The following is a 17,946-nucleotide window of genomic DNA, read 5'->3' on the forward strand; positions in this document are numbered from 1 at the left end:
GGAGGCGGAAGCGCGACTTTGCGGCGGCAACCGCCCCGATCGAGGGCAGTTGCCGAAGGAAGAGGCAATGCACACGCGTCCGGATCAGGCAGATGCGGGCGCCGGGGGCACGCCGGCGGGCGGGGCCGGCGGCGGCGCGGGCGGGGCATTTCCAGCGCCATGGCCGGCGCTGGACTTCTTCTTGCCCTTGCGGCCTTCCTCGAAGCGCTGGAGCACCGTGTAGAAGGACGGCACGAACAGCACGGCGAGGCAGGTGGAGGCGAGCATGCCCGACACCACCGCGATGCCGATGGACTTGCGGGAGTTGGCGCCGGCGCCGGTGGCGAACACCAGCGGCAGCACGCCGAGGATGAAGGCGAAGGAGGTCATGAGGATGGGGCGGAACCTGAGGCGCGAGGCCTCCACCGCCGCATCCATGATCTCCATGCCCTCCGCCCGTTTCTCGCGGGCATACTCGACGATGAGGATCGCGTTCTTGGAGGCGAGCGCGATCAGGAGCACGAGGCCGATCTGGGTGTAGAGGTTGTTCGCCACCCCGAGGCCCAGCAGTGCGCTGACGGTGCCGAGCAGCGCCAGCGGCACCGCGAGGATCACCGACATGGGCTGGATCCAGCTCTCATACTGGCCGGCCAGCACGAAGTAGACGAGCAGGATGGCGAGCCCGAACACGTAATAGATCTGATTGCCGACCGCCTTCTCCTGATAGGACATGGCAGTCCACTCGAAGCCGGTGCCCGGGGGCAGGGTCGAGGCGGCAATCTGCTCCATCAGCGACAGCGCCTGGCCCGACGAGAAGCCCGCGGCGTTAGAGCCGACGATGGTGGACGAGGGATAGAGATTGTAGAGCGAGATCAGCGGCGGACCCAGGGCGGTCTTGACATCCACCACGGTGCCGAGGGGGATCATCGCGTTCTGGGTGGGCGAGCGCACCTTCAGCTGCATCAGGTCGGCCGGGGTCACGCGGAAGCCCGCGTCAGCCTGGATGTAGACCTGGAAGACGTTGCCGAACTTGTTGATCTGGTTGACGTAGGTGGAGCCCAGATAGGACGAGATGGTGCTGAACACCTGGCCCACCGTGATGCCCAGGGTCTCCGCCTTGATCCGGTTCACGTCCACCTGGATCTGCGGCGCCCCGGCGCGGAACGAGGAGGACACGTGGGAAAGCGCCGACTGCGCCCGCGCCTTGTCCACCATGGAGGCGGTGATCTGCTCCAGAAGCTGGTAGTCGAAATTGCCGTTGCGGATCTGCGGCTGCATGGTGAAGCCGGCGGCGTTGCCGATGCCCTGGATGGCCGGCGGCACGAGGATGACCACCTCCGCCTCCTCGACGCCCGCCACCGCCGCGTTCAGGTTCTGATACATGGAGAGCAGATCCTGCCCCTTGGTGGCGTAGCGCACGTCCCAGGGGGTCAGGGTGATGTAGGTGACACCCGCATTGGCGAGGGTGGACGAGTTGTCGAGCACCGAGATGCCGGAGATGGCGAGCACGGTCTGCACGCCCGGCACCTTGCGGATGCGTTCGGAGACATCCGCCATCACCTTCTTGGTGCGGTTGAGATTCGAGGCGTCCGGCAGCTGGACGTGGGCGAGGAAGTAGCCCTGGTCCTCGATGGGCAGGAAGGCCGTCGGGATGCGGGTGAGGCCGTAGCCGGCGACGCTCATGAGCGCGATGGCGATGAGCACCATCAGCTTGGAATGGTGCACCATGCGGCTGATGACGCCGGTGTACCAGTGCTCCGCCCTGGCATAGATGGCGTTGAAGCCGCGATAGATGAAGTTGCGCTGCTCCGGCGGCACCGGCTGGCGCAGCCAGAGGGCGCACTGGGTCGGCTTCAGCGTCGCCGCGTTGATGGCCGAGATGAAGGCGGTCGCCGCGATGACGAGGGCGAACTGCTTGAACATCTGGCCTGACAGGCCGGGAATGAACGAGGCCGGCAGGAACACCGACATCAGCACGAGGGTGATGCCCACCACCGGGCCGAACAGCTCGTCCATGGCCTTTTCGGCCGCCGGCTGTCCCGCCATGCCCTCCTCGATGTGCCGCGCCACGCCTTCCACGATGACGATGGCGTCGTCCACCACGATGCCGATGGCGAGGATGATGGCGAACAGGGTCGAGAGGTTGATGGTGAAGCCCATGGCGTCCATGGCGGCGAAGGCGCCGATGATGGTCACGGGCACGGTCGTCGCGGGTACCAGCGTCGCGCGCCAGTCCTGCAGGAACAGCAGGATGACGACGAGGACGAGGACCGCCGCCTCGAACAGGGTCTTCCACACCTCGTCGATGGAGGCGGTCACGAACAGGGTCGTGTCAAAGGGGATGGCGTAGTCGAGCCCTTCGGGGAAGTTCTTCTTCAGGTCTTCCATCTTCGCCGCCACGCGCTTGGCCACGTCGAGCGCGTTGGCCGCGGGAAGCTGGAAGATGCCGATGCCGGCCGCAGGCTTGTTGTCCTGCATGAAGTCCTTGGAATAGCTCTGCGCGCCGAGCTCGACGCGGCCGATGTCGCGGATGCGCACGATCCGGCCGCCGTCGGAATTGTCCACCTTGACGATGATGTTCTCGTAGTCCTTCACGTCGTCGAGACGGCCGGAGACGTTCACCGTGTACTGGAACGAGGCGTTGGACGGCGCCGGCGGCAGGCCGAGCTGGCCGGGCGTGACGAGCTGGCTCTGCTTCTGGATGGCGTTCGAGACATCGGTGGGGGTCAGGCCGAACGCCTGCATGCGGTCCGGGTCCATCCACACGCGCATGGCGTAGGTGCCGGTGCCGAACACCGCGACGTTGGCGACGCCCGCCACGCGCTCCAGCTCGTTCTGGATGTTGATGATGGCGTAGTTGTTCAGGAACAGGCCGTCATAGCGCCCGTCCGGCGAGATCAGGGTCACGAACTCGAGGATCGAGGTGCCCTTCTGCAGGATGGTCACGCCCTGCGCCTGCACCGCCGTGGGCAGCGAGGCGAGGGCGATGTTGACGCGGTTCTGCACCAGCACCTGCGCCATGTTCGGATCGGTGCCGATGGCGAAGGACACGACGAGCGTGTAGGTGCCGTCCGAGGCCGACCACGACTGCATGTAGATCATGCCTTCGACGCCGTTGACCTGCTGCTCGATGGGCAGGGCCACGGTGTCGATCATCGTCTTGGCGGACGCGCCCGGATAGGAGGTGGAGACCGACACCGTGGGCGGCACGATGTTCGGATACTGCGACACCGGCAGGCGGATCAGCGAGACGAGGCCGATCAGCACGAAGACCAGTGCGAGGACGTTCGAGAGGACCGGCCGCTCGATGAAAAAGCGCGAAATCATGGGCGCTGCCTCAGGTTCGAGCGCGGGTCAGTTCTTCGGCGTCGCGGGGGTGGCACCCGGCGTCGCCGGAGCAGTGGGAGTGGGCGGCACCGAGGGAACGGCGCGGGCCGGAGCATTGGCCGGAGCGACACCCGCCGGCTTCGGCAGGGGCTTGGTGCCGTCGTCCACCGGCGGGGCGATGGCGACGATCTTGCCCACCTCCACGTCGATCTTGGAGCCGGGCACGGCGCGCTGCATGCCGTTGATGATGACGCGGTCCGTGGTCTTCAGGCCGCTGAGCACGGCGCGCAGGCCGTCCGCCTGAAGCTGGCCGAGGGTGATCTGCGTCTGCCCCACCACGTTGTCCGAGCTGACGGTGAGCACATAGGGGCCGAGCTGGTTGTAGCTGATCGACGAATCCGGAATGAGGACGGTCGGCGCCGGGTGGCCGAGCGGCACCCGCACGCGGGCGAACAGGCCGGGCAGCAGCACGAAGTCGTCGTTCTGGAAGATACCGCGCACGGTGAGCGTGCCGAGGTTGGGGTCCACCTGCGGCGCGATGTAGTCGATGCGGCCGGCATGGGGATAACCGGTCTCGGTCTGCAGGCCGATCTCGATCGGGATATCCGGCAGGTCGCGGGTGAGGCTGGTGAGGGAGCGGCCCTGCTTGGCCAGCTGCTCCTTGATTCGCAGCACCTCCTGCTCGCTGAGCGTGAACCACACCCAGATCGGGTTGAGCTGGACGATGGTGGCGAGCTTGGTGGGGCCGCTGTAGCCCACGAGAGCGCCGACGTCCTGAAGATGGGCCGTCACCGCGCCGTCGAAGGGCGCGTTGACCTGGGTATAGCCGAGATTGATCTGCGCGAGCTGCAGGGAGGCCTGGGCGTTGGCCACCTCGGCCACGGCGGAATCGCGCTTGGCGCGGGCCTGGTCGAGGGTCGCCTGAGAGGCGAAGTCCTGCTTGGCGAGCTGGGCCTGCCGATTGTATTCGGCCTCGGCCTGCACCTGCGACGCCTGGTTGGCGGCGAGCTGCGCCTTCGCCTGGTCGACCTGGGCGATGTAGGTGTCCTGCTCGATCACGAACAGGGTGGTGCCCTTCTTGGCGAAGGCGCCGTCCTTATAATTGATGTTGGTAAGGAAGCCCTGGACGCGGGCGTTCAGGTCCACCGAATTGATGGCGGCGGTATTGCCGGTCAGTTCGAGGAAGCGCGTGACCGGCTGCTCCAGCACGGTCGCGACCGTCACCTTGGGCGGCGGCGGGGGTACGTAGGTATTCTTTTCCTCGCACGCGGACAGGAGGAAGGCAGCCCCGAGGGCCACGCTCGCGTAGCCCAGCCGACCCGACACCCGGATACCCCCCACCATACCCATACCCCCACTGTGCAGATGCGGCGGATACTAAGCAGCGGGTTATTGCGTGTCCATGAAAGGAATTAGCCGTGCGGCTTTTCCATGCAGATTGCCGGGCCACCTGTGCAGCGCGGCAACGCTCCGGCAGATCGGCCTTCGGCGCGCGCGGCCGCACCGTCCTCGCATTGACATTGCACCGACCCGTTCATAAGTGTCCGCATGGTGTGCTGCCCGCGGAAGCGGGGCGGTTGCGGCTGCGCGTTCGTTCGCTGCGCCCGCCTGCCTCGCCTTCGGACTTGCTGACGCCCCATTGCGGGTGTCCAACGGCGCGCATCGTTGCCCGGAGGTCCGGCGGTCCGTCTCCGCCCTCCTTCAGACCTGACGGAACGGAATAGAGAAACCCATGTTTGGTGGACTTGCCCGCAAGCTCTTCGGCTCCGCGAATGATCGCCGGGTGAAGGGTTATCGTCCCCGCGTACAGGCCATCAATGCGCTGGAGAAGGAGCTGGAATCCCTCTCCGACGACCAGCTGCGGGCCCGCACGGAGGATTTCCGCCGCCAGCTGGCCGAGGGCAAGACCACCCTCGACGACCTGCTGGTGCCCGCCTTCGCCACCGTGCGCGAAGGCGCCAAGCGCGCGCTCGGCATGCGCCACTTCGACGTGCAGCTCATCGGCGGCATGGTGCTGCATGAAAGCTCCATCGCCGAGATGAAGACCGGCGAAGGCAAGACGCTGGTCGCCACCCTCCCCGTCTACCTCAACGCGCTGGCCGGCAAGGGCGTGCACGTGGTGACGGTCAACGACTACCTCGCCAAGCGCGACGCCGAGTGGATGGGCAAGCTCTACCGCTTCCTCGGCCTGTCCACCGGCATCATCGTGCACGGCCTCGACGACGACGAGCGCCGCGCCGCCTACGCCAGCGACGTCACCTACGCCACCAACAACGAGCTCGGGTTCGACTACCTGCGCGACAACATGAAGTACGAGCGCGCCCACATGGTGCAGCGGCCGCACTTCTACGCCATCGTCGACGAGGTGGACTCCATCCTCATCGACGAGGCGCGCACGCCCCTCATCATCTCCGGCCCGCTCGACGACCGCTCGGACTTCTACAACACCATCGACCAGTACATCCCCCGCCTCTCCAAGGAGGATTACGAGGTGGATGAGAAGCAGCGCTCCGTCTCCATGACGGAAGCGGGCATGGAGAAGATGGAGCAGATGCTCACCGAGGCCGGGCTGCTGAAGTCCGAGAGCCTCTACGACATCGAGAACGTCTCGGTGGTGCACCACGTGAACCAGGCGCTGCGCGCGCACTCCCTGTTCCAGCGGGACAAGGACTACATCGTGCGCAACGACGAGGTCGTCATCATCGATGAGTTCACCGGCCGCATGATGCCGGGCCGGCGCTATTCGGAAGGCCTGCACCAGGCGCTGGAGGCCAAGGAGCGCGTCCAGGTCCAGCCGGAGAACCAGACGCTCGCCTCCATCACCTTCCAGAACTATTTCCGCCTCTACGAGAAGCTCGCCGGCATGACCGGCACGGCGGCGACCGAGGCGGCCGAGTTCCAGGACATCTACAAGCTCGAAGTGGTGGAAGTGCCCACCAACGTGCCGGTCTCGCGCATCGACGACGATGACGAGGTGTACCGGTCGGCCGGCGAGAAGTACGCCGCCATCATCGAGCTCATCAAGGAGTGCAGCGCGCGCGGCCAGCCCGTGCTCGTGGGCACCACCTCCATCGAGAAGTCCGAGCTGCTGGCCGAGCTGCTGAAGCAGGCCGGCTTCCACCAGATCGACTTCTCCGATCCCGCCGCCTTCGCCCATGACCGCTCGGGCAAGGCCTTCGCGGTGCTGAACGCGCGCTATCACGAGCAGGAGGCGTACATCGTCTCCCAGGCCGGCGTGCCGGGCGCGATCACCATCGCCACCAACATGGCCGGCCGCGGCACCGACATCAAGCTGGGCGGCGCCGCCGACATGCGCATCGCCGCGGAGTTGAAAGACCTGCCCGAGGGCGAGCAGCGCACCGCCGCCGAGACGCGCATCCGCGCCGAGGTGGAGGAGCTGAAGCAGAAGGCGCTCGCCGCCGGCGGCCTCTTCGTGCTCGGCACCGAGCGCCACGAGAGCCGGCGCATCGACAACCAGCTGCGCGGCCGCTCCGGCCGCCAGGGCGACCCCGGCCACTCCAAGTTCTTCCTGTCGCTGGACGACGATTTGATGCGCATCTTCGGGTCGGACCGGCTCGACGGCATGCTGCAGCGCCTCGGCCTGAAGGAAGGCGAGGCGATCATCCATCCCTGGATCAACAAGGCCCTGGAGAAGGCGCAGCAGAAGGTCGAGGCGCGCAACTACGACATGCGCAAGAACGTCCTCAAGTATGACGACGTGCTGAACGACCAGCGCAAGGTGGTGTTCGAGCAGCGCCTCGAGCTGATGAACGACGAGGACGTGGCCGAGACCGTGGAGGACATGCGCCATGCCCTCATCACCGAGACCGTGGCCAAGTTCATCCCCGAGAACGCCTATCCCGAGCAGTGGGACGTGGACGGGCTCGACACCGCCATCAAGGAAGTGCTCGGCATCGAGCTGCCGGTGAAGGACTGGGCCAAGGAAGAAGGCATCGCCGGCCCCGAGGTCACCGAGCGCATCACCCGCCGCGCTGACGAGTGGATGGCCGCCAAGACCGCCCAGTACGGGCCGGACATCATGCGCTATGTGGAGAAGTCCATCCTTCTCCAGACCCTCGACCATCTCTGGCGCGAGCATATCGCCATGCTCGACCACCTGCGCCAGGTGGTGGGCCTGCGCGGCTATGCCCAGCGCGATCCGCTGAACGAGTACAAGTCCGAGGCGTTCAACCTCTTCTCCGCGCTGCTGAACCGCCTGCGCGAGGTGGTCACCGCCCAGCTGATGCGGGTGGAGATCGTCACCCAGCAGCCCATGGAGGAGGAGTTGCCCCCCATGGAGGCGCACCATCTCGACCCCTTCACCGGAGAGGACGAGATGGCGAGCATCGGTGCCGCCCTCGGCGCGCGGCCGGAGCCGCTGCTGTCCGGCGACGTGGCGGTGATGGAGCGCGACCCGAACGACCCCTCCACCTGGGGCAAGGTGGGCCGCAACGAGGCCTGCCCCTGCGGCTCGGGCAAGAAGTACAAGCATTGCCACGGCCGCTTCGCCTGAGGCAGCGTCCCCGGCGCGGCCCCACCGCGCCGGGCTTTGAGACTTCAGGTTCAGCCGCGCCGGTGGCCGATCGCCCGGTCGACACCGACGAAGATCAGCGCGGTGGTGAAGAACACGACCGCCAGCACCACGGCATTCTGCGCCATCTTCTCCGCGCCGAGCTTGGCCGGGTCGAGGAACCAGTAGGCATACCAGCCATCCGCCTCGCCCCGCGCCAGCGCGTAGACGAGATAGGCGAGCGGCGGCGCCATGGCCCACACCGTATCGGCCAGCCGCAGCCGGCCGTGCGGCCCCACCAGCCAAACGATCAGGAACAGCACCGGCACCGCCTGATGCAGCAGGCGGTCGGCGACAAGCTGCGCGCCTTGCGGATTCCACACATGGCGCAGCAGCAGGGCATAGATGATGCCCACCAGCACGATGGAGACCACGCTCGTCAGCCGCGCCCGCGCCCCGGTGAGGGCGTGCAGCCCGCCCAGCGCGATCTCCGTGGCCACGATGGCGACGCCCAGATTGGTGAGCACGGTGAAGAAGCCGAGGAAGCGCCACAGCGCGGGGCCGAACCCCTGGCCGACCGCCGCCATCTTCTGGACCACGATGACGAGCTGGAGGATCAGGGCCGCCCAGCCGACCACGGCCGTGAGCGCGGCCATCCGCCGGCACCACACATCATGCCCCATGCCCCGCCTCCCCCGGCCGCGCCCCCCCGGGCGTGGAAAAAGGGTAGGCCGAAGCATCGGCCATGGGCAAGGCCATGGCCGGGCCGCAATCAGCCGCCGGTCTGGACGATGCGCATGTACTGCCCCGGCGCATCGGCCGGAACCACGCCACGGCGCCCGAGATGGTGCAGGCCGTTCACCGCGAGATCGAACGAGCGGTAGCAATAGTGGGCGACGAGCACGAGGTGCTTGAGCTGCTCGGACGTCATGGCGTCCGGCTCGAGGAAGTTGCGCACATAGACCGCATCGCCCTCCACCAGCTGGTTCAGGGCGGCGTAAACGTCGGGTCCGCGCATGGGCAGGATCATCCGCCGGCTGGTGGATGCCATCATGTGCGGAATGAACCCCCGCGCCCGGAGCGCAAGGTCCATCTCCCCATACGTCGCCTGGCCCTTGTAGAGCGGCACGAACGAGACCTCGAGCTGAATGCAGACCGCCTCGGCGAGGGTATCGCCGGCGCCGTCCAGCACCGCGCGCTCGCCGCCCTGGAGGTCCATCTTCAGCATCTCGATGCCGTCGATCTCCGGCACGGCCGAGAGGGCAACCGTGTCGATCTGCCGGCGATCCAGCACCCGCCCCCAATCACCGAGACCGGGGAAATGGGAGAGGACGTGCGGATCTGGCTCCAGCAGGCTCGTCATGCCGGACGCGGCGCAGACGTGGAGCGTCCGGTGCTGCCCGTCAGCGATCGCGTGGGGCAGATAGGTCTCCAGATCGCTCTTGGCCGCGTTCAGCCGGGCCAACGCCTCCGGCTGGGGCTCGAAGCCGACGACGCGGCACAGGCGCCGGGCGAGAAGGGGCTTGTAGGGCGGATCGCCGTCGATGGGATTCGCGCCGATATCCACCACCCGGGTGAGGTGCTCCGGGCGGAGCAGCAGCGCGAGCTGGGACGGCGTGGCGTCTGTCACTCCGGTCCCTTTCCTGTCACCGCGCGGCGCTGGTGGCGGTGGACGCCGAGGCGGCGACGGGCCTTGCCGCTGCTGTGACCACTGGCTGGGTCTTGGCGCCCGAATTGGCGGGATCGGCCGGAGCCGCCACCGAGCCCGTGCTGGCCGGGGCGCCGTCGCCTTCGTCGGCGCGCAGAAGCGCGTCGGCCTGGAGCTTGGCGGCGGTCTCCTTGGGCGGGTTCACATATTCCGGCAGCCGGCCGGGCGCCTGGGTGTAGGAGAGCTGGCCGGTCTCGCGCTCCTTGAGCTTGGCGAGGAAGATCGGATGCATGCCGCCATCGGCACCGGTCTTCACCGGGGCAACGGGCGCGGAGGTGGAGAGCGCGGCGAACTGCGCATCGTCGGCCCGCTGCTTGGCGGCCACGGCGGAGGCGATCTGCGGCGCCACCTGATAGGGCGGGCAGGCCTGGGCGGCATCGAAGGCGCGGCCCGGCGCGGGCGTGGCGTCGAACACGTAGGTGCGGTTGCAGACCGACACCTTCGGCTCCTGCTTCGTCACCTCGAAATGGTCGGAGCCCTGCTTCAGGTTCCGCCAGAAGGCCATGTTGGGGTTGTTGCGGTAGCGGGCGAGGTTTTTCGCCGTCATCCGGAAGGGATAGGCCTGCACCTGGAAGGCGCGCTGCCCGCCAGCGAAGCTCTCGCGGGCGAGGGAGAAGATCTCGGAAATCTGGTCGTCGGTCATGGCGTAGCAGCCCGAGGACGAGCAATCGCCATGCACCATCAGGAAGTCGCCGGTGCGGCCGTAGGCCTTGTCATAGGCGTTGGGGAAGCCGAGGTTGAACGCCAGATAATAGCTGGAATTCGGATTCATCTGGCCGGGGGTGATGGTGTAGAAGCCCTCCGGCGCCTGGCGGTCGCCGGTGCCCACCTTGGGGCCGAGTTCGCCGGACCAGCGGCAGATGGGATAGGTCTTGAGCAGGGCATAATTGCCCTCGGACGTGACCTTCCAGACCTCCAGCTCGGATTCCTGCTTGAAGATGCGGACGAGGATGGGGGTCGAGGGCGCCATGTCCTTCTTGGCCAGCAGCGACACCATCTCAGGCGACAACGGCTTGTTGGCCTTGCGCGCGACCTCGGAATCGGTGGCGTTGCAGCCCGCGAGGGCAAGGGCCGCGCAGGCGGCAAGGCCAGCCATGCGCAGGCGCGAGGCGAAGCGCGAGGAAGGGGTCGTCATCGGACGGCTCATGGCGAAGCGGCTCAACGCAAACTCCCGGGTCCGGACCGGCCAATCAGGCCGAGAAGGCTAACCGGTCCCCCTTGACGCGACGTTATCAACGCCGCTCCGGCTCGATGGAGAAAATAAGGCAAATGCGGCCAAGATGGGGAGGCTCCGTCGCCGATCCCCCATGCCGCAGCGCCATGGTTAAGGATTCCTTACCGCTGTGGCCGCGAAACCGCGCCCCTTACAGGGAGCGGCCGATGGCGAGGAACTTGTCGCGGCGCGCCTTGCGCACCTGCGCGCCGTCGAGGCCGGCGAGGGAGGACAGCGCATCGGCGATGGCGTCGCCCGCCGCCGCGATGGCCGCGTCCGCGTCACGGTGGGCGCCGCCGGCCGGCTCCTTCACGATGCCGTCGATGACACCGAACCGCAGCAGGTCCTGCGCGGTGATCTTCATGTTGGTGGCCGCGTCCTGCGCCTTGGCGGTGTCGCGCCACAGGATGGAGGCCGCGCCTTCCGGCGAGATCACGCTGTAGATGGCGTGCTCCATCATCAGCACCTTGTTGGCGGTGGCGATGGCGATGGCGCCGCCCGAACCGCCCTCACCGATGATGAGGGCGACGTTGGGCGCGGAAAGCGCGAGGCAGGCGTCGGTGGAGCGGGCGATGGCCTCGGCCTGCCCGCGCTCCTCCGCGCCGATGCCGGGATAGGCGCCGGCCGTATCCACCAGCGAGATCATGGGCACGCCGAAGCGGTCGGCCAGCTCCATGATGCGGGCGGCCTTGCGATACCCCTCGGGGCGGGCCATGCCGAAATTGTGCCGGATGCGGGTCTCGGTGCTGGAGCCCTTCTCGTGGCCCAGCACGCACACCGCCTCGCCACGGAAGCGGGCGAAGCCGCCGATGATGGCCTCGTCCTCGCCGAACTTGCGGTCGCCGGCGAGCGGGGTGAAGTCCTCGAACAGGCCGCGGGCGAAGTCGGCGAAATGCGGCCGCTGCGGATGGCGGGCCACCAGCGTCTTCTGCCAGGGCGTCAGATTCGCATAGAGCGCGACCAGGGCGTCCCGCGCCTTGCCCTCCAGCTTCAGCACCTCGTCGGTGATGGCCACGCCGTCGCCGGAAGAGGAGAGCGCACGCAGCTCTTCCACCTTGGCCTCGAGTTCGGCAACCGGCTTCTCGAAGTCCAGATAGCTGCGCATGAGGGTCCGTGAGGTTTGAGGAGGTCGGCGCCCCCTAAAGCGGCGGGAAGCTGCCTTTGCCACGCCGTCAAGTCAAGGTCGCCAGATCAAGTCGGCGCGCGGCGCGAACAAAAGGCCCGTCGCGCGGCCCTGCCGTAGGGCAAGGCGACACTGCAACGGAACCGAGCGGGGAGCGTTGTCCCCAAATCATGGTGACATCATGGAGGCTGTCATGAAACCGCAAGACGCGACGCCGCAGAAGGCCAAGGAAGGCCACCCGCCCGCCCCTGCCGCCGAGGAGCGCCCTCCGGAGGCGCAGCGCCAGAAGCCGGCCGCCGGCCCCCATGCCAAGCCGCAACTGACCGATCCCGAGAAGACGCCGGGGGCCGGCGCCCTGGCCGATCCCGACAAGCCGCAGGACCCGGACGCGACCGGCTGACGCAGCCGGCCGGCGCCGGGGGCCGGCGGCCGGCCTTGTTCCCGGGGGGCTGCTGGGGCTATTGCTGGCACGCCACTTCCCGGGGACCCTTCCGACGATGCGCGCGCTGCTCGACGTTATCCTTGTCGTTCTCCAGCTCTATGTCTGGATTCTCATTGCCGCGGCCGTGCTGTCCTGGCTGGTCGCATTCAACGTCGTCAATCCGTACAACTCGTTCGTGCGGAACGTGGGCGAGTTCCTGTTCCGGGTGACGGAACCCCTGCTCGCGCCCATCCGCAACGTGCTGCCCAATCTCGGCGGCATCGACCTGTCGCCGATGGTGCTGATTCTCTTGATCTTCTTCCTGCAGCAGGTCATCGCCTACTACATCTACCCCTACGTGTTCTGAGCCGGCTGCCGTGGCGACCGACCCGTCCTTCCTGCGCGTCCTGCCGGACGGCGTGGAGGTGACGGTGCGCGCGACGCCGCGCGGCGGGCGCGATGCCGTGGACGGCGTCGCCGCCCTCTCGGACGGGCGCGAGGTGCTGAAGGTGCGGGTACGGGTGGCGCCGGAGGATGGCGCCGCCACCGCTGCCGTCGCCAAGGTGGTGGCCGGGGCGGCGGGTGTCGCCACCTCCCAGGTCCGGCTCACCTCGGGCGCGACGGCGCGGGTGAAGACCTTCCGCATTGCCGGCGACGGCCCGGCCCTCGCGGCGAAGCTTGCCGCCGCCGCGGGGAAATGAGCCTCAGGCGGGCTTCACGAAATCCTCGCGCATGGGCGTGAACACGTCCACCAGCACGCCGGGCTCGATGCACACCGCCCCGTGGTGCACGCCGGAGGGCACATAGAAGCTGTCCCCCGCCTTCAGCCGCTCCGTCCGCCCGCCGATGGTCAGCTCGAACAGGCCGCTCTCCACGCTGGTGATCTGCGTGTGCGGATGGCTGTGCGGCACCCCCATCTGCCCCGGCGCGCGGGCGATGACGCGGACCAGCATGATCTCGTCGTTGAAGGTGAGGATCTGCCGGCTCACCACCTCGTCCAGCACCTCCACCGGTGTGGTCTCGGCGAAGGCGAAGACGTTGCCCTTCTCGCTCATCTCTTGATCCTTTCAGCGCGCCAGCCAGCCGCCGTCCACGGGCAGCACGATACCATGCACATAATCTGCCGCCCGCGATGAGAGGAACACCGCCGCGCCGCCGATGTCGGTCGGGTCGCCCCAGCGGCCGGCCGGGATGCGGCCGAGGATGGCCGCATTGCGATCCGCATCCGCGCGCAGGGCCTCGGTGTTGTTGGTCACGAAATAGCCGGGGGCGATGGCGTTCACGTTGATGCCCTTCGCCGCCCATTCGCAGGCGAGGAGGCGCGTAAGGCCGGCCAGCCCGCTCTTGCTCGCCGTGTAGGACGGAATGCGGATGCCCCCCTGAAAGGAGAGCAGGGAGGCGATGTTGACGACCTTGCCGCCCTTCCCGTCCGCCAGCATCCGCCGGGCGAAGGCCTGGGTGAGGAAGAAGGTGGACTTGAGGTTCACGTCCATCACCTCGTCCCAATCTTCTTCCGTGAAGTCGATGGCGTCGGCGCGGCGGATGATGCCGGCATTGTTGACGAGGATATCGACGCGCCCGCCGATCTCCGCCTCGGCGACGATGCGGTCGATGGGCTTGAGGGTGGCGAGGTCGGCGCGGACGGCGGTGAAGCTGCCGCCGGCGGCCGCCACCAGGGTGGCGGTCTCGTCCATGGCGGAGCGGCCCACCCCCACCACACCCGCGCCGGCCCGCGCGAGCGCGACGGCGATGGCCTGGCCGAGGCCGGTATTGGCGCCGGTGACGACGGCCCTGCGGCCGGACAGATCAAACGGATTCACGACACTCACTTCAGTTGGTCCATGGCAACCATGTCCATGTCCGTATAGTCGATATTGTCGCCGCCCATGCCCCAGATGAAGGTGTAGGCGCGCGTGCCGCAGCCGGAATGGATGGACCAGGGCGGCGAGATCACCGCCTGCCCGTCCGCCACCACGATATGCCGCGTCTGGGTCGGCTGGCCCATCAGGTGGATGACGCGGGCGTCCGCCATGAGGTCGAAATAGAGATAGACCTCCGAGCGCCGGTCATGGACGTGGCAGGGCATGGTGTTCCACACATTGCCCTCGTCCAGCTGGGTCATGCCCATCACCAGCTGGCACGAGGTCACCACGTCAGGGTGGATCATCTGGTAGATGGTGCGCCGATTGGCCGTGGCGGCCTCGCCCAGCAGCATCTTCTTGGCTTGTGCGATCCGCACCACCTTGGTCTCGTATCGCGCATGGGCGGGCGTGGAGAGCAGATAGAAGCGGGCCGGCACATCGGCGCTGTCGGAGGTGAACAGCACCTCCTTCGTGCCCATGGGCACATAGATCGCGTCCCGGTTCCCCAGCGCATGGGCCACACCGTCCACGCTCACCTTGCCGGCGCCGCCGATGTTGAAGACGCCCAGCTCCCGCCGGTCGAGGAAGTTGGGCGAGCCGATGGTGGCCTTGTCGCTCTCCAGCGCCAGCGGCACCGTGACCGGCGTGGCCCCGCCGATGACGAAGCGCTCCACATGGCTGTAGGTGAGCAGCACCATGCCCGGCTCGAACAGGCGCTCCACCAGATAGTTGCGCCTGAGCGCCTCGGTGTCGAAGCCGCGTGTGGCGTCCTGGTGGTGCACATGGCGCACGTCGATCATCATGGGGCAGTCTCGGGGCAGGAGAGCGGAGAGAAGAGAACGGCGGCTAGCGGAACACCCCCGGCAGCCAGAGCGACACGGCCGGCACGTAGGTGACGATCATCAGCACCGCAACGGAGGCGCCGAAGAAGGGCCAGATGGTCTTCATCGCCTCGCCGATGGTGATTTTGCCCACGGCGCAGCCCACGAACAGCACCGAGCCCACGGGCGGCGTGTTCAGCCCGATGCCGGCGTTGAGGATCAGGATCACCCCGAAATGCACGGGATCGATGCCGAAGGCCTTCACCAGCGGCAGGAAGATGGGCGTGCAGATGATGATCATCGGCGCCATGTCCATGAAGGTGCCGAGGATGAGCAGGATGATGTTGATGAGCAGCAGGATGACGTAGGGGTTGGACGAGACCGCCTGCATCAGTTCGATGGTAGCCTTGGGCACCTGGAGGAAGGCCATGAGCCAGCCGAAGGATGCCGCCGTGCCGATGACGAGCAGCACCATGGCCGTGGTGCGCACCGCGCCCAGCGTCGCCTCCACGAAGCCCGCCCAGTCCATCTCCCGGTAGACGAAGGTCGTCACCAGCAGCGCATAGATGACGGCGATGCAGGAGCTTTCCGTCGCGGTGAAGATGCCCGAGCGCACGCCGCCGAAGATGATGCCGATGAGCATGATGCCGGGGATGGCCGCCACGACCGAGCGCAGCACCGCGTACCAGCCGGGAAAGGTGCCGGCGGGATAGCCGCGATTGCGGGCCACCATGTAGGCCGTGATCATCATCGCCGCGGCGAGCAGGAGGCCGGGCATGATGCCGGCGGTGAACAGGTCCGCAATCGAGATCGTGCCGCCCGCCGACAGGGAATAGATGATCATGTTGTGCGACGGCGGGATCATCAGCGCGATGATGGCCGAGTTCACCGTCACGTTGACCGCATAGTCCTTGGCATAGCCGTGGCGCGCCATCTGCGGGATCATGATGCCGCCGATGGCCGAGGCATCCGCCACCGCCGAGCCGGAGATGCCGCCGAACAAAGTGGAGGCCACCACGTTCACCTGCCCCAGGCCCCCCCGCAGGTGCCCGACGAGGCTCGCCGCCATGCCGATGAGCCGGTCGGCGATGCCGCCGCGCATCATCAGGTCACCGGCGAAGATGAAGAAAGGGATGGCCAGCATGGAGAAGGCGTTCATGCCGGAATTCAGCTGCTGGAACACCACCACCGGCGGCAGATCGAGATAGAGCACGGTCGCGAGCGAGGCGAGGCCGAGGCAGAAGGCCACCGGCGTGCCGATGACGAGGAGCAGCGCGAAGACGCCGAAGAGGATGGTGATGGCCATGGGTCTGGTCCGGCGTCATTCCACGGTGTGGACATGGGCGAGCGGCACCTCGGGCACCCGCCCCTCGGTGAGGTCGGTGAGGAGCCGCTCGAACGAGAACAGGCAGATGAGCGCGCCGCCGCCCACCAGCGGCAGGTAGTCCACGCCCTGCGGCAGGTCCACGCCCGCCATCTTGGCGCTCCAGGTGCCCATGGCGAGATCCCAGCCATACCAGGCCATGGCGCCGCCGAAGCCCATGACGAGGACGTGGGTTGCGATCTCCATCACGCGCCGCACCGGCGGGGAGGCGAAATGCAGGCCGATCTCGAAACCGAGATGCATGTTCTCCCGCACGCCCACCGCGGCGCCGAGCAGGATGAACCAGCTCATGAGCAGCAAGGACAGGGGCTCGGTCCAGCTCGGCGAGGCGTTCAGCACGTAGCGGCCGATGACCTGCCAGAACACCGCCGCCGTCATGGCGACGAGGCCGGCGCCGGAGATCCACAGCGCCACCGCCGACAGGACACGCACCACCCGCCTCAGCGCGAGCAGCGGAGCCGGCCTTGCAGCCTCTCCGCTCCCGCCGGAACGCTCGCTGGACTTGATGTTCATGCCGCTGCGCCTCCCGGGGATGGCCGGGCGCGCAGGCCCGGCCGGTGCCGCGCCTTCAGTTCACCGCCCGGATGCGGGCGACGAGGTCCTTCATCTTGTCGGTGGTGACGAACTTGTCGTAGACTGGCTTCATGGCGTCGATGAAGGGCTTCTTGTCCACCTCGTTGATGATGGCGCCGCCCTTGACCACGTGGTCCTTGGCCTCGACATCGCGCTTGGCCCACAGCTCGCGCATCTTCTTGGTGGCCTCGAGCCCGGCCTCCTTGAACATCTTCTGCTCGTCCGGGCTCAATTTGTCGAAGGCGCGCTTCGACATCACGAACACCTCCGGCGCCAGCGAGTGCTCGGTGAGCGAATAGTATTTCGCCACCTCGTAGTGCTTCACCGAGTCATAGGAGGGATAGTTGTTCTCCGCGCCGTCCACGAGGCCGGTCTGCAAGCCGGAATAAAGTTCGCCGAAGGGCATGGGCGTCGCGTTGGCGCCCAGCGCGTTGATCATGGCGATGAAGAGGTCCGACTGCTGCACCCGGATCTTCATGCCCTTCATGTCGTCGAGGGTCTTGATGGGCTTCTTGGAATTGTACATGGAGCGGGCGCCGCTATCGAAGAAGCCCAGCACCACGAGGCCGTGCGGCTCGAAGGCTTTCGCAATCTCCGCGCCGATGGGGCCGTCCACCACCTTGTACATGTGGTCGGTGGAGCGGAACAGGAACGGCATGCCGAGCACCGCCGTCTCGGGGATCAGATTGTTGAACGGCGCGGTGTTGATGCGGTTGAGATCGATGACGCCGAAGCGGGTCTGCTCGATGGTGTCCTTCTCGCCGCCGAGCTGGCCGGAGGAGAAGACCTGAACCTTGTACTTGCCGTTCGACTTCTTCTCGATGATCTCGCCGAAATACTTCACGGATTCGACGGTGGGGTAGCCGTCCGGATGGATGTCGGCGGACCGCAGCGTGGTCTGTGCCATCGCCGGCAGCGCCGAGAGCGCAAGGCCGGAGAGCGCGAGCGCGGCGGCGCGGGAGGTCAGTCGGCGTCGGGTCAGCATGGGCGTTCTCCCTGTGTGTCGGATATTTTTCCGCTTTATT

16 protein-coding genes are annotated in these 17,946 nt (G+C 67.2%); 4 read left to right on the forward strand and 12 right to left on the reverse strand.

Features of this window, described 5'->3' with window-relative positions; all coding sequences use genetic code 11:
* Positions 1-84: 84 nt before the first annotated feature.
* Complete coding sequence (locus V5F74_RS05830) at positions 85-3,306, reverse strand: efflux RND transporter permease subunit (protein WP_394006806.1); 3,222 nt, start codon at positions 3,304-3,306, stop codon at positions 85-87.
* A 27-nt stretch (positions 3,307-3,333) separates the two neighbouring features.
* Positions 3,334-4,650: an efflux RND transporter periplasmic adaptor subunit gene (locus V5F74_RS05835; RefSeq protein ID WP_250167200.1), complete on the reverse strand. Its 1,317-nt coding sequence runs from the start codon at positions 4,648-4,650 to the stop codon at positions 3,334-3,336.
* A 388-nt stretch (positions 4,651-5,038) separates the two neighbouring features.
* On the opposite strand from V5F74_RS05835, the gene secA reads away from it, so the two are divergent.
* Positions 5,039-7,819, forward strand: a complete 2,781-nt coding sequence (gene secA, locus V5F74_RS05840; RefSeq protein ID WP_394006808.1) for a preprotein translocase subunit SecA — start codon at positions 5,039-5,041, stop codon at positions 7,817-7,819.
* A gap of 50 nt (positions 7,820-7,869) precedes the next feature.
* Here secA and V5F74_RS05845 read toward each other — a convergent pair whose 3' ends face one another.
* From V5F74_RS05845 to V5F74_RS05860, 4 genes are all read right to left on the reverse strand, one after another.
* The gene (locus V5F74_RS05845; protein ID WP_394006809.1) at positions 7,870-8,499 is read right to left on the reverse strand and encodes a Pr6Pr family membrane protein; all 630 of its coding nucleotides are present in this window, start codon (positions 8,497-8,499) and stop codon (positions 7,870-7,872) included.
* A gap of 89 nt (positions 8,500-8,588) precedes the next feature.
* The gene (locus tag V5F74_RS05850; RefSeq protein WP_394006811.1) at positions 8,589-9,446 is read right to left on the reverse strand and encodes an FkbM family methyltransferase; all 858 of its coding nucleotides are present in this window, start codon (positions 9,444-9,446) and stop codon (positions 8,589-8,591) included.
* Positions 9,447-9,462: 16 nt separating this feature from the next.
* Positions 9,463-10,659: a L,D-transpeptidase family protein gene (locus tag V5F74_RS05855; protein ID WP_197022918.1), complete on the reverse strand. Its 1,197-nt coding sequence runs from the start codon at positions 10,657-10,659 to the stop codon at positions 9,463-9,465.
* 229 nt (positions 10,660-10,888) lie between these two features.
* A complete protein-coding gene (locus V5F74_RS05860) occupies positions 10,889-11,842 on the reverse strand; it encodes an acetyl-CoA carboxylase carboxyltransferase subunit alpha (RefSeq protein WP_024280308.1) in 954 nt (317 codons plus the stop codon).
* A gap of 211 nt (positions 11,843-12,053) precedes the next feature.
* On the opposite strand from V5F74_RS05860, the gene V5F74_RS05865 reads away from it, so the two are divergent.
* From V5F74_RS05865 to V5F74_RS05875, 3 genes are all read left to right on the forward strand, one after another.
* The gene (locus V5F74_RS05865; protein WP_051678743.1) at positions 12,054-12,260 is read left to right on the forward strand and encodes a hypothetical protein; all 207 of its coding nucleotides are present in this window, start codon (positions 12,054-12,056) and stop codon (positions 12,258-12,260) included.
* Positions 12,261-12,357: 97 nt separating this feature from the next.
* Entirely contained in the window at positions 12,358-12,648 is a 291-nt protein-coding gene (locus V5F74_RS05870) for a YggT family protein (RefSeq protein ID WP_024280310.1), read from the forward strand.
* A 10-nt stretch (positions 12,649-12,658) separates the two neighbouring features.
* Complete coding sequence (locus tag V5F74_RS05875; RefSeq protein WP_394006814.1) at positions 12,659-12,982, forward strand: DUF167 family protein; 324 nt, start codon at positions 12,659-12,661, stop codon at positions 12,980-12,982.
* A gap of 3 nt (positions 12,983-12,985) precedes the next feature.
* On the opposite strand, the gene V5F74_RS05880 is transcribed toward V5F74_RS05875, so the two are convergent.
* The 6 genes from V5F74_RS05880 to V5F74_RS05905 are packed head-to-tail and all read right to left on the reverse strand — an operon-like array spanning position 12,986 to position 17,906.
* Positions 12,986-13,336 (reverse strand): cupin domain-containing protein, encoded by a 351-nt coding sequence (locus V5F74_RS05880; protein ID WP_024280312.1) that lies wholly within the window; start codon positions 13,334-13,336, stop codon positions 12,986-12,988.
* Positions 13,337-13,348: 12 nt separating this feature from the next.
* Positions 13,349-14,110 carry a 2-dehydro-3-deoxy-D-gluconate 5-dehydrogenase KduD gene (gene kduD / locus V5F74_RS05885; protein ID WP_394006816.1) on the reverse strand — a complete coding sequence of 254 codons (762 nt, stop codon included), beginning with the start codon at positions 14,108-14,110 and terminating at the stop codon, positions 13,349-13,351.
* Complete coding sequence (kduI, locus tag V5F74_RS05890) at positions 14,107-14,946, reverse strand: 5-dehydro-4-deoxy-D-glucuronate isomerase (RefSeq protein ID WP_394006818.1); 840 nt, start codon at positions 14,944-14,946, stop codon at positions 14,107-14,109. Before kduI ends, kduD begins: the two co-directional genes overlap by 4 nt.
* Before the next feature lie 43 nt (positions 14,947-14,989).
* Positions 14,990-16,270: a TRAP transporter large permease gene (locus tag V5F74_RS05895; RefSeq protein ID WP_394006820.1), complete on the reverse strand. Its 1,281-nt coding sequence runs from the start codon at positions 16,268-16,270 to the stop codon at positions 14,990-14,992.
* A 15-nt stretch (positions 16,271-16,285) separates the two neighbouring features.
* Complete coding sequence (locus tag V5F74_RS05900) at positions 16,286-16,861, reverse strand: TRAP transporter small permease (RefSeq protein WP_394006822.1); 576 nt, start codon at positions 16,859-16,861, stop codon at positions 16,286-16,288.
* A gap of 55 nt (positions 16,862-16,916) precedes the next feature.
* On the reverse strand, positions 16,917-17,906 hold the full coding sequence (locus tag V5F74_RS05905; protein WP_374251603.1) for a TRAP transporter substrate-binding protein: 990 nt from the start codon (positions 17,904-17,906) through the stop codon (positions 16,917-16,919).
* Positions 17,907-17,946 lie beyond the last annotated feature (40 nt).

The organism is Xanthobacter aminoxidans, assembly GCF_043193615.1.
Lineage (GTDB): Bacteria > Pseudomonadota > Alphaproteobacteria > Rhizobiales > Xanthobacteraceae > Xanthobacter > Xanthobacter aminoxidans.

Bases quoted from the DNA above. Each gene is read 5' to 3' on its own strand.
- V5F74_RS05830 (WP_394006806.1), bottom strand. From the start codon at position 3,306: ATGATTTCGCGCTTTTTCATCGAGCGGCCGGTCCTCTCGAACGTCCTC.
- V5F74_RS05835 (WP_250167200.1), bottom strand. From the start codon at position 4,650: ATGGTGGGGGGTATCCGGGTGTCGGGTCGGCTGGGCTACGCGAGCGTG.
- secA (WP_394006808.1), top strand. From the start codon at position 5,039: ATGTTTGGTGGACTTGCCCGCAAGCTCTTCGGCTCCGCGAATGATCGC.
- V5F74_RS05845 (WP_394006809.1), bottom strand. From the start codon at position 8,499: ATGGGGCATGATGTGTGGTGCCGGCGGATGGCCGCGCTCACGGCCGTG.
- V5F74_RS05855 (WP_197022918.1), bottom strand. From the start codon at position 10,659: ATGACGACCCCTTCCTCGCGCTTCGCCTCGCGCCTGCGCATGGCTGGC.
- V5F74_RS05860 (WP_024280308.1), bottom strand. From the start codon at position 11,842: ATGCGCAGCTATCTGGACTTCGAGAAGCCGGTTGCCGAACTCGAGGCC.
- V5F74_RS05865 (WP_051678743.1), top strand. From the start codon at position 12,054: ATGAAACCGCAAGACGCGACGCCGCAGAAGGCCAAGGAAGGCCACCCG.
- V5F74_RS05870 (WP_024280310.1), top strand. From the start codon at position 12,358: ATGCGCGCGCTGCTCGACGTTATCCTTGTCGTTCTCCAGCTCTATGTC.
- V5F74_RS05880 (WP_024280312.1), bottom strand. From the start codon at position 13,336: ATGAGCGAGAAGGGCAACGTCTTCGCCTTCGCCGAGACCACACCGGTG.
- kduI (WP_394006818.1), bottom strand. From the start codon at position 14,946: ATGATGATCGACGTGCGCCATGTGCACCACCAGGACGCCACACGCGGC.
- V5F74_RS05895 (WP_394006820.1), bottom strand. From the start codon at position 16,270: ATGGCCATCACCATCCTCTTCGGCGTCTTCGCGCTGCTCCTCGTCATC.
- V5F74_RS05900 (WP_394006822.1), bottom strand. From the start codon at position 16,861: ATGAACATCAAGTCCAGCGAGCGTTCCGGCGGGAGCGGAGAGGCTGCA.
- V5F74_RS05905 (WP_374251603.1), bottom strand. From the start codon at position 17,906: ATGCTGACCCGACGCCGACTGACCTCCCGCGCCGCCGCGCTCGCGCTC.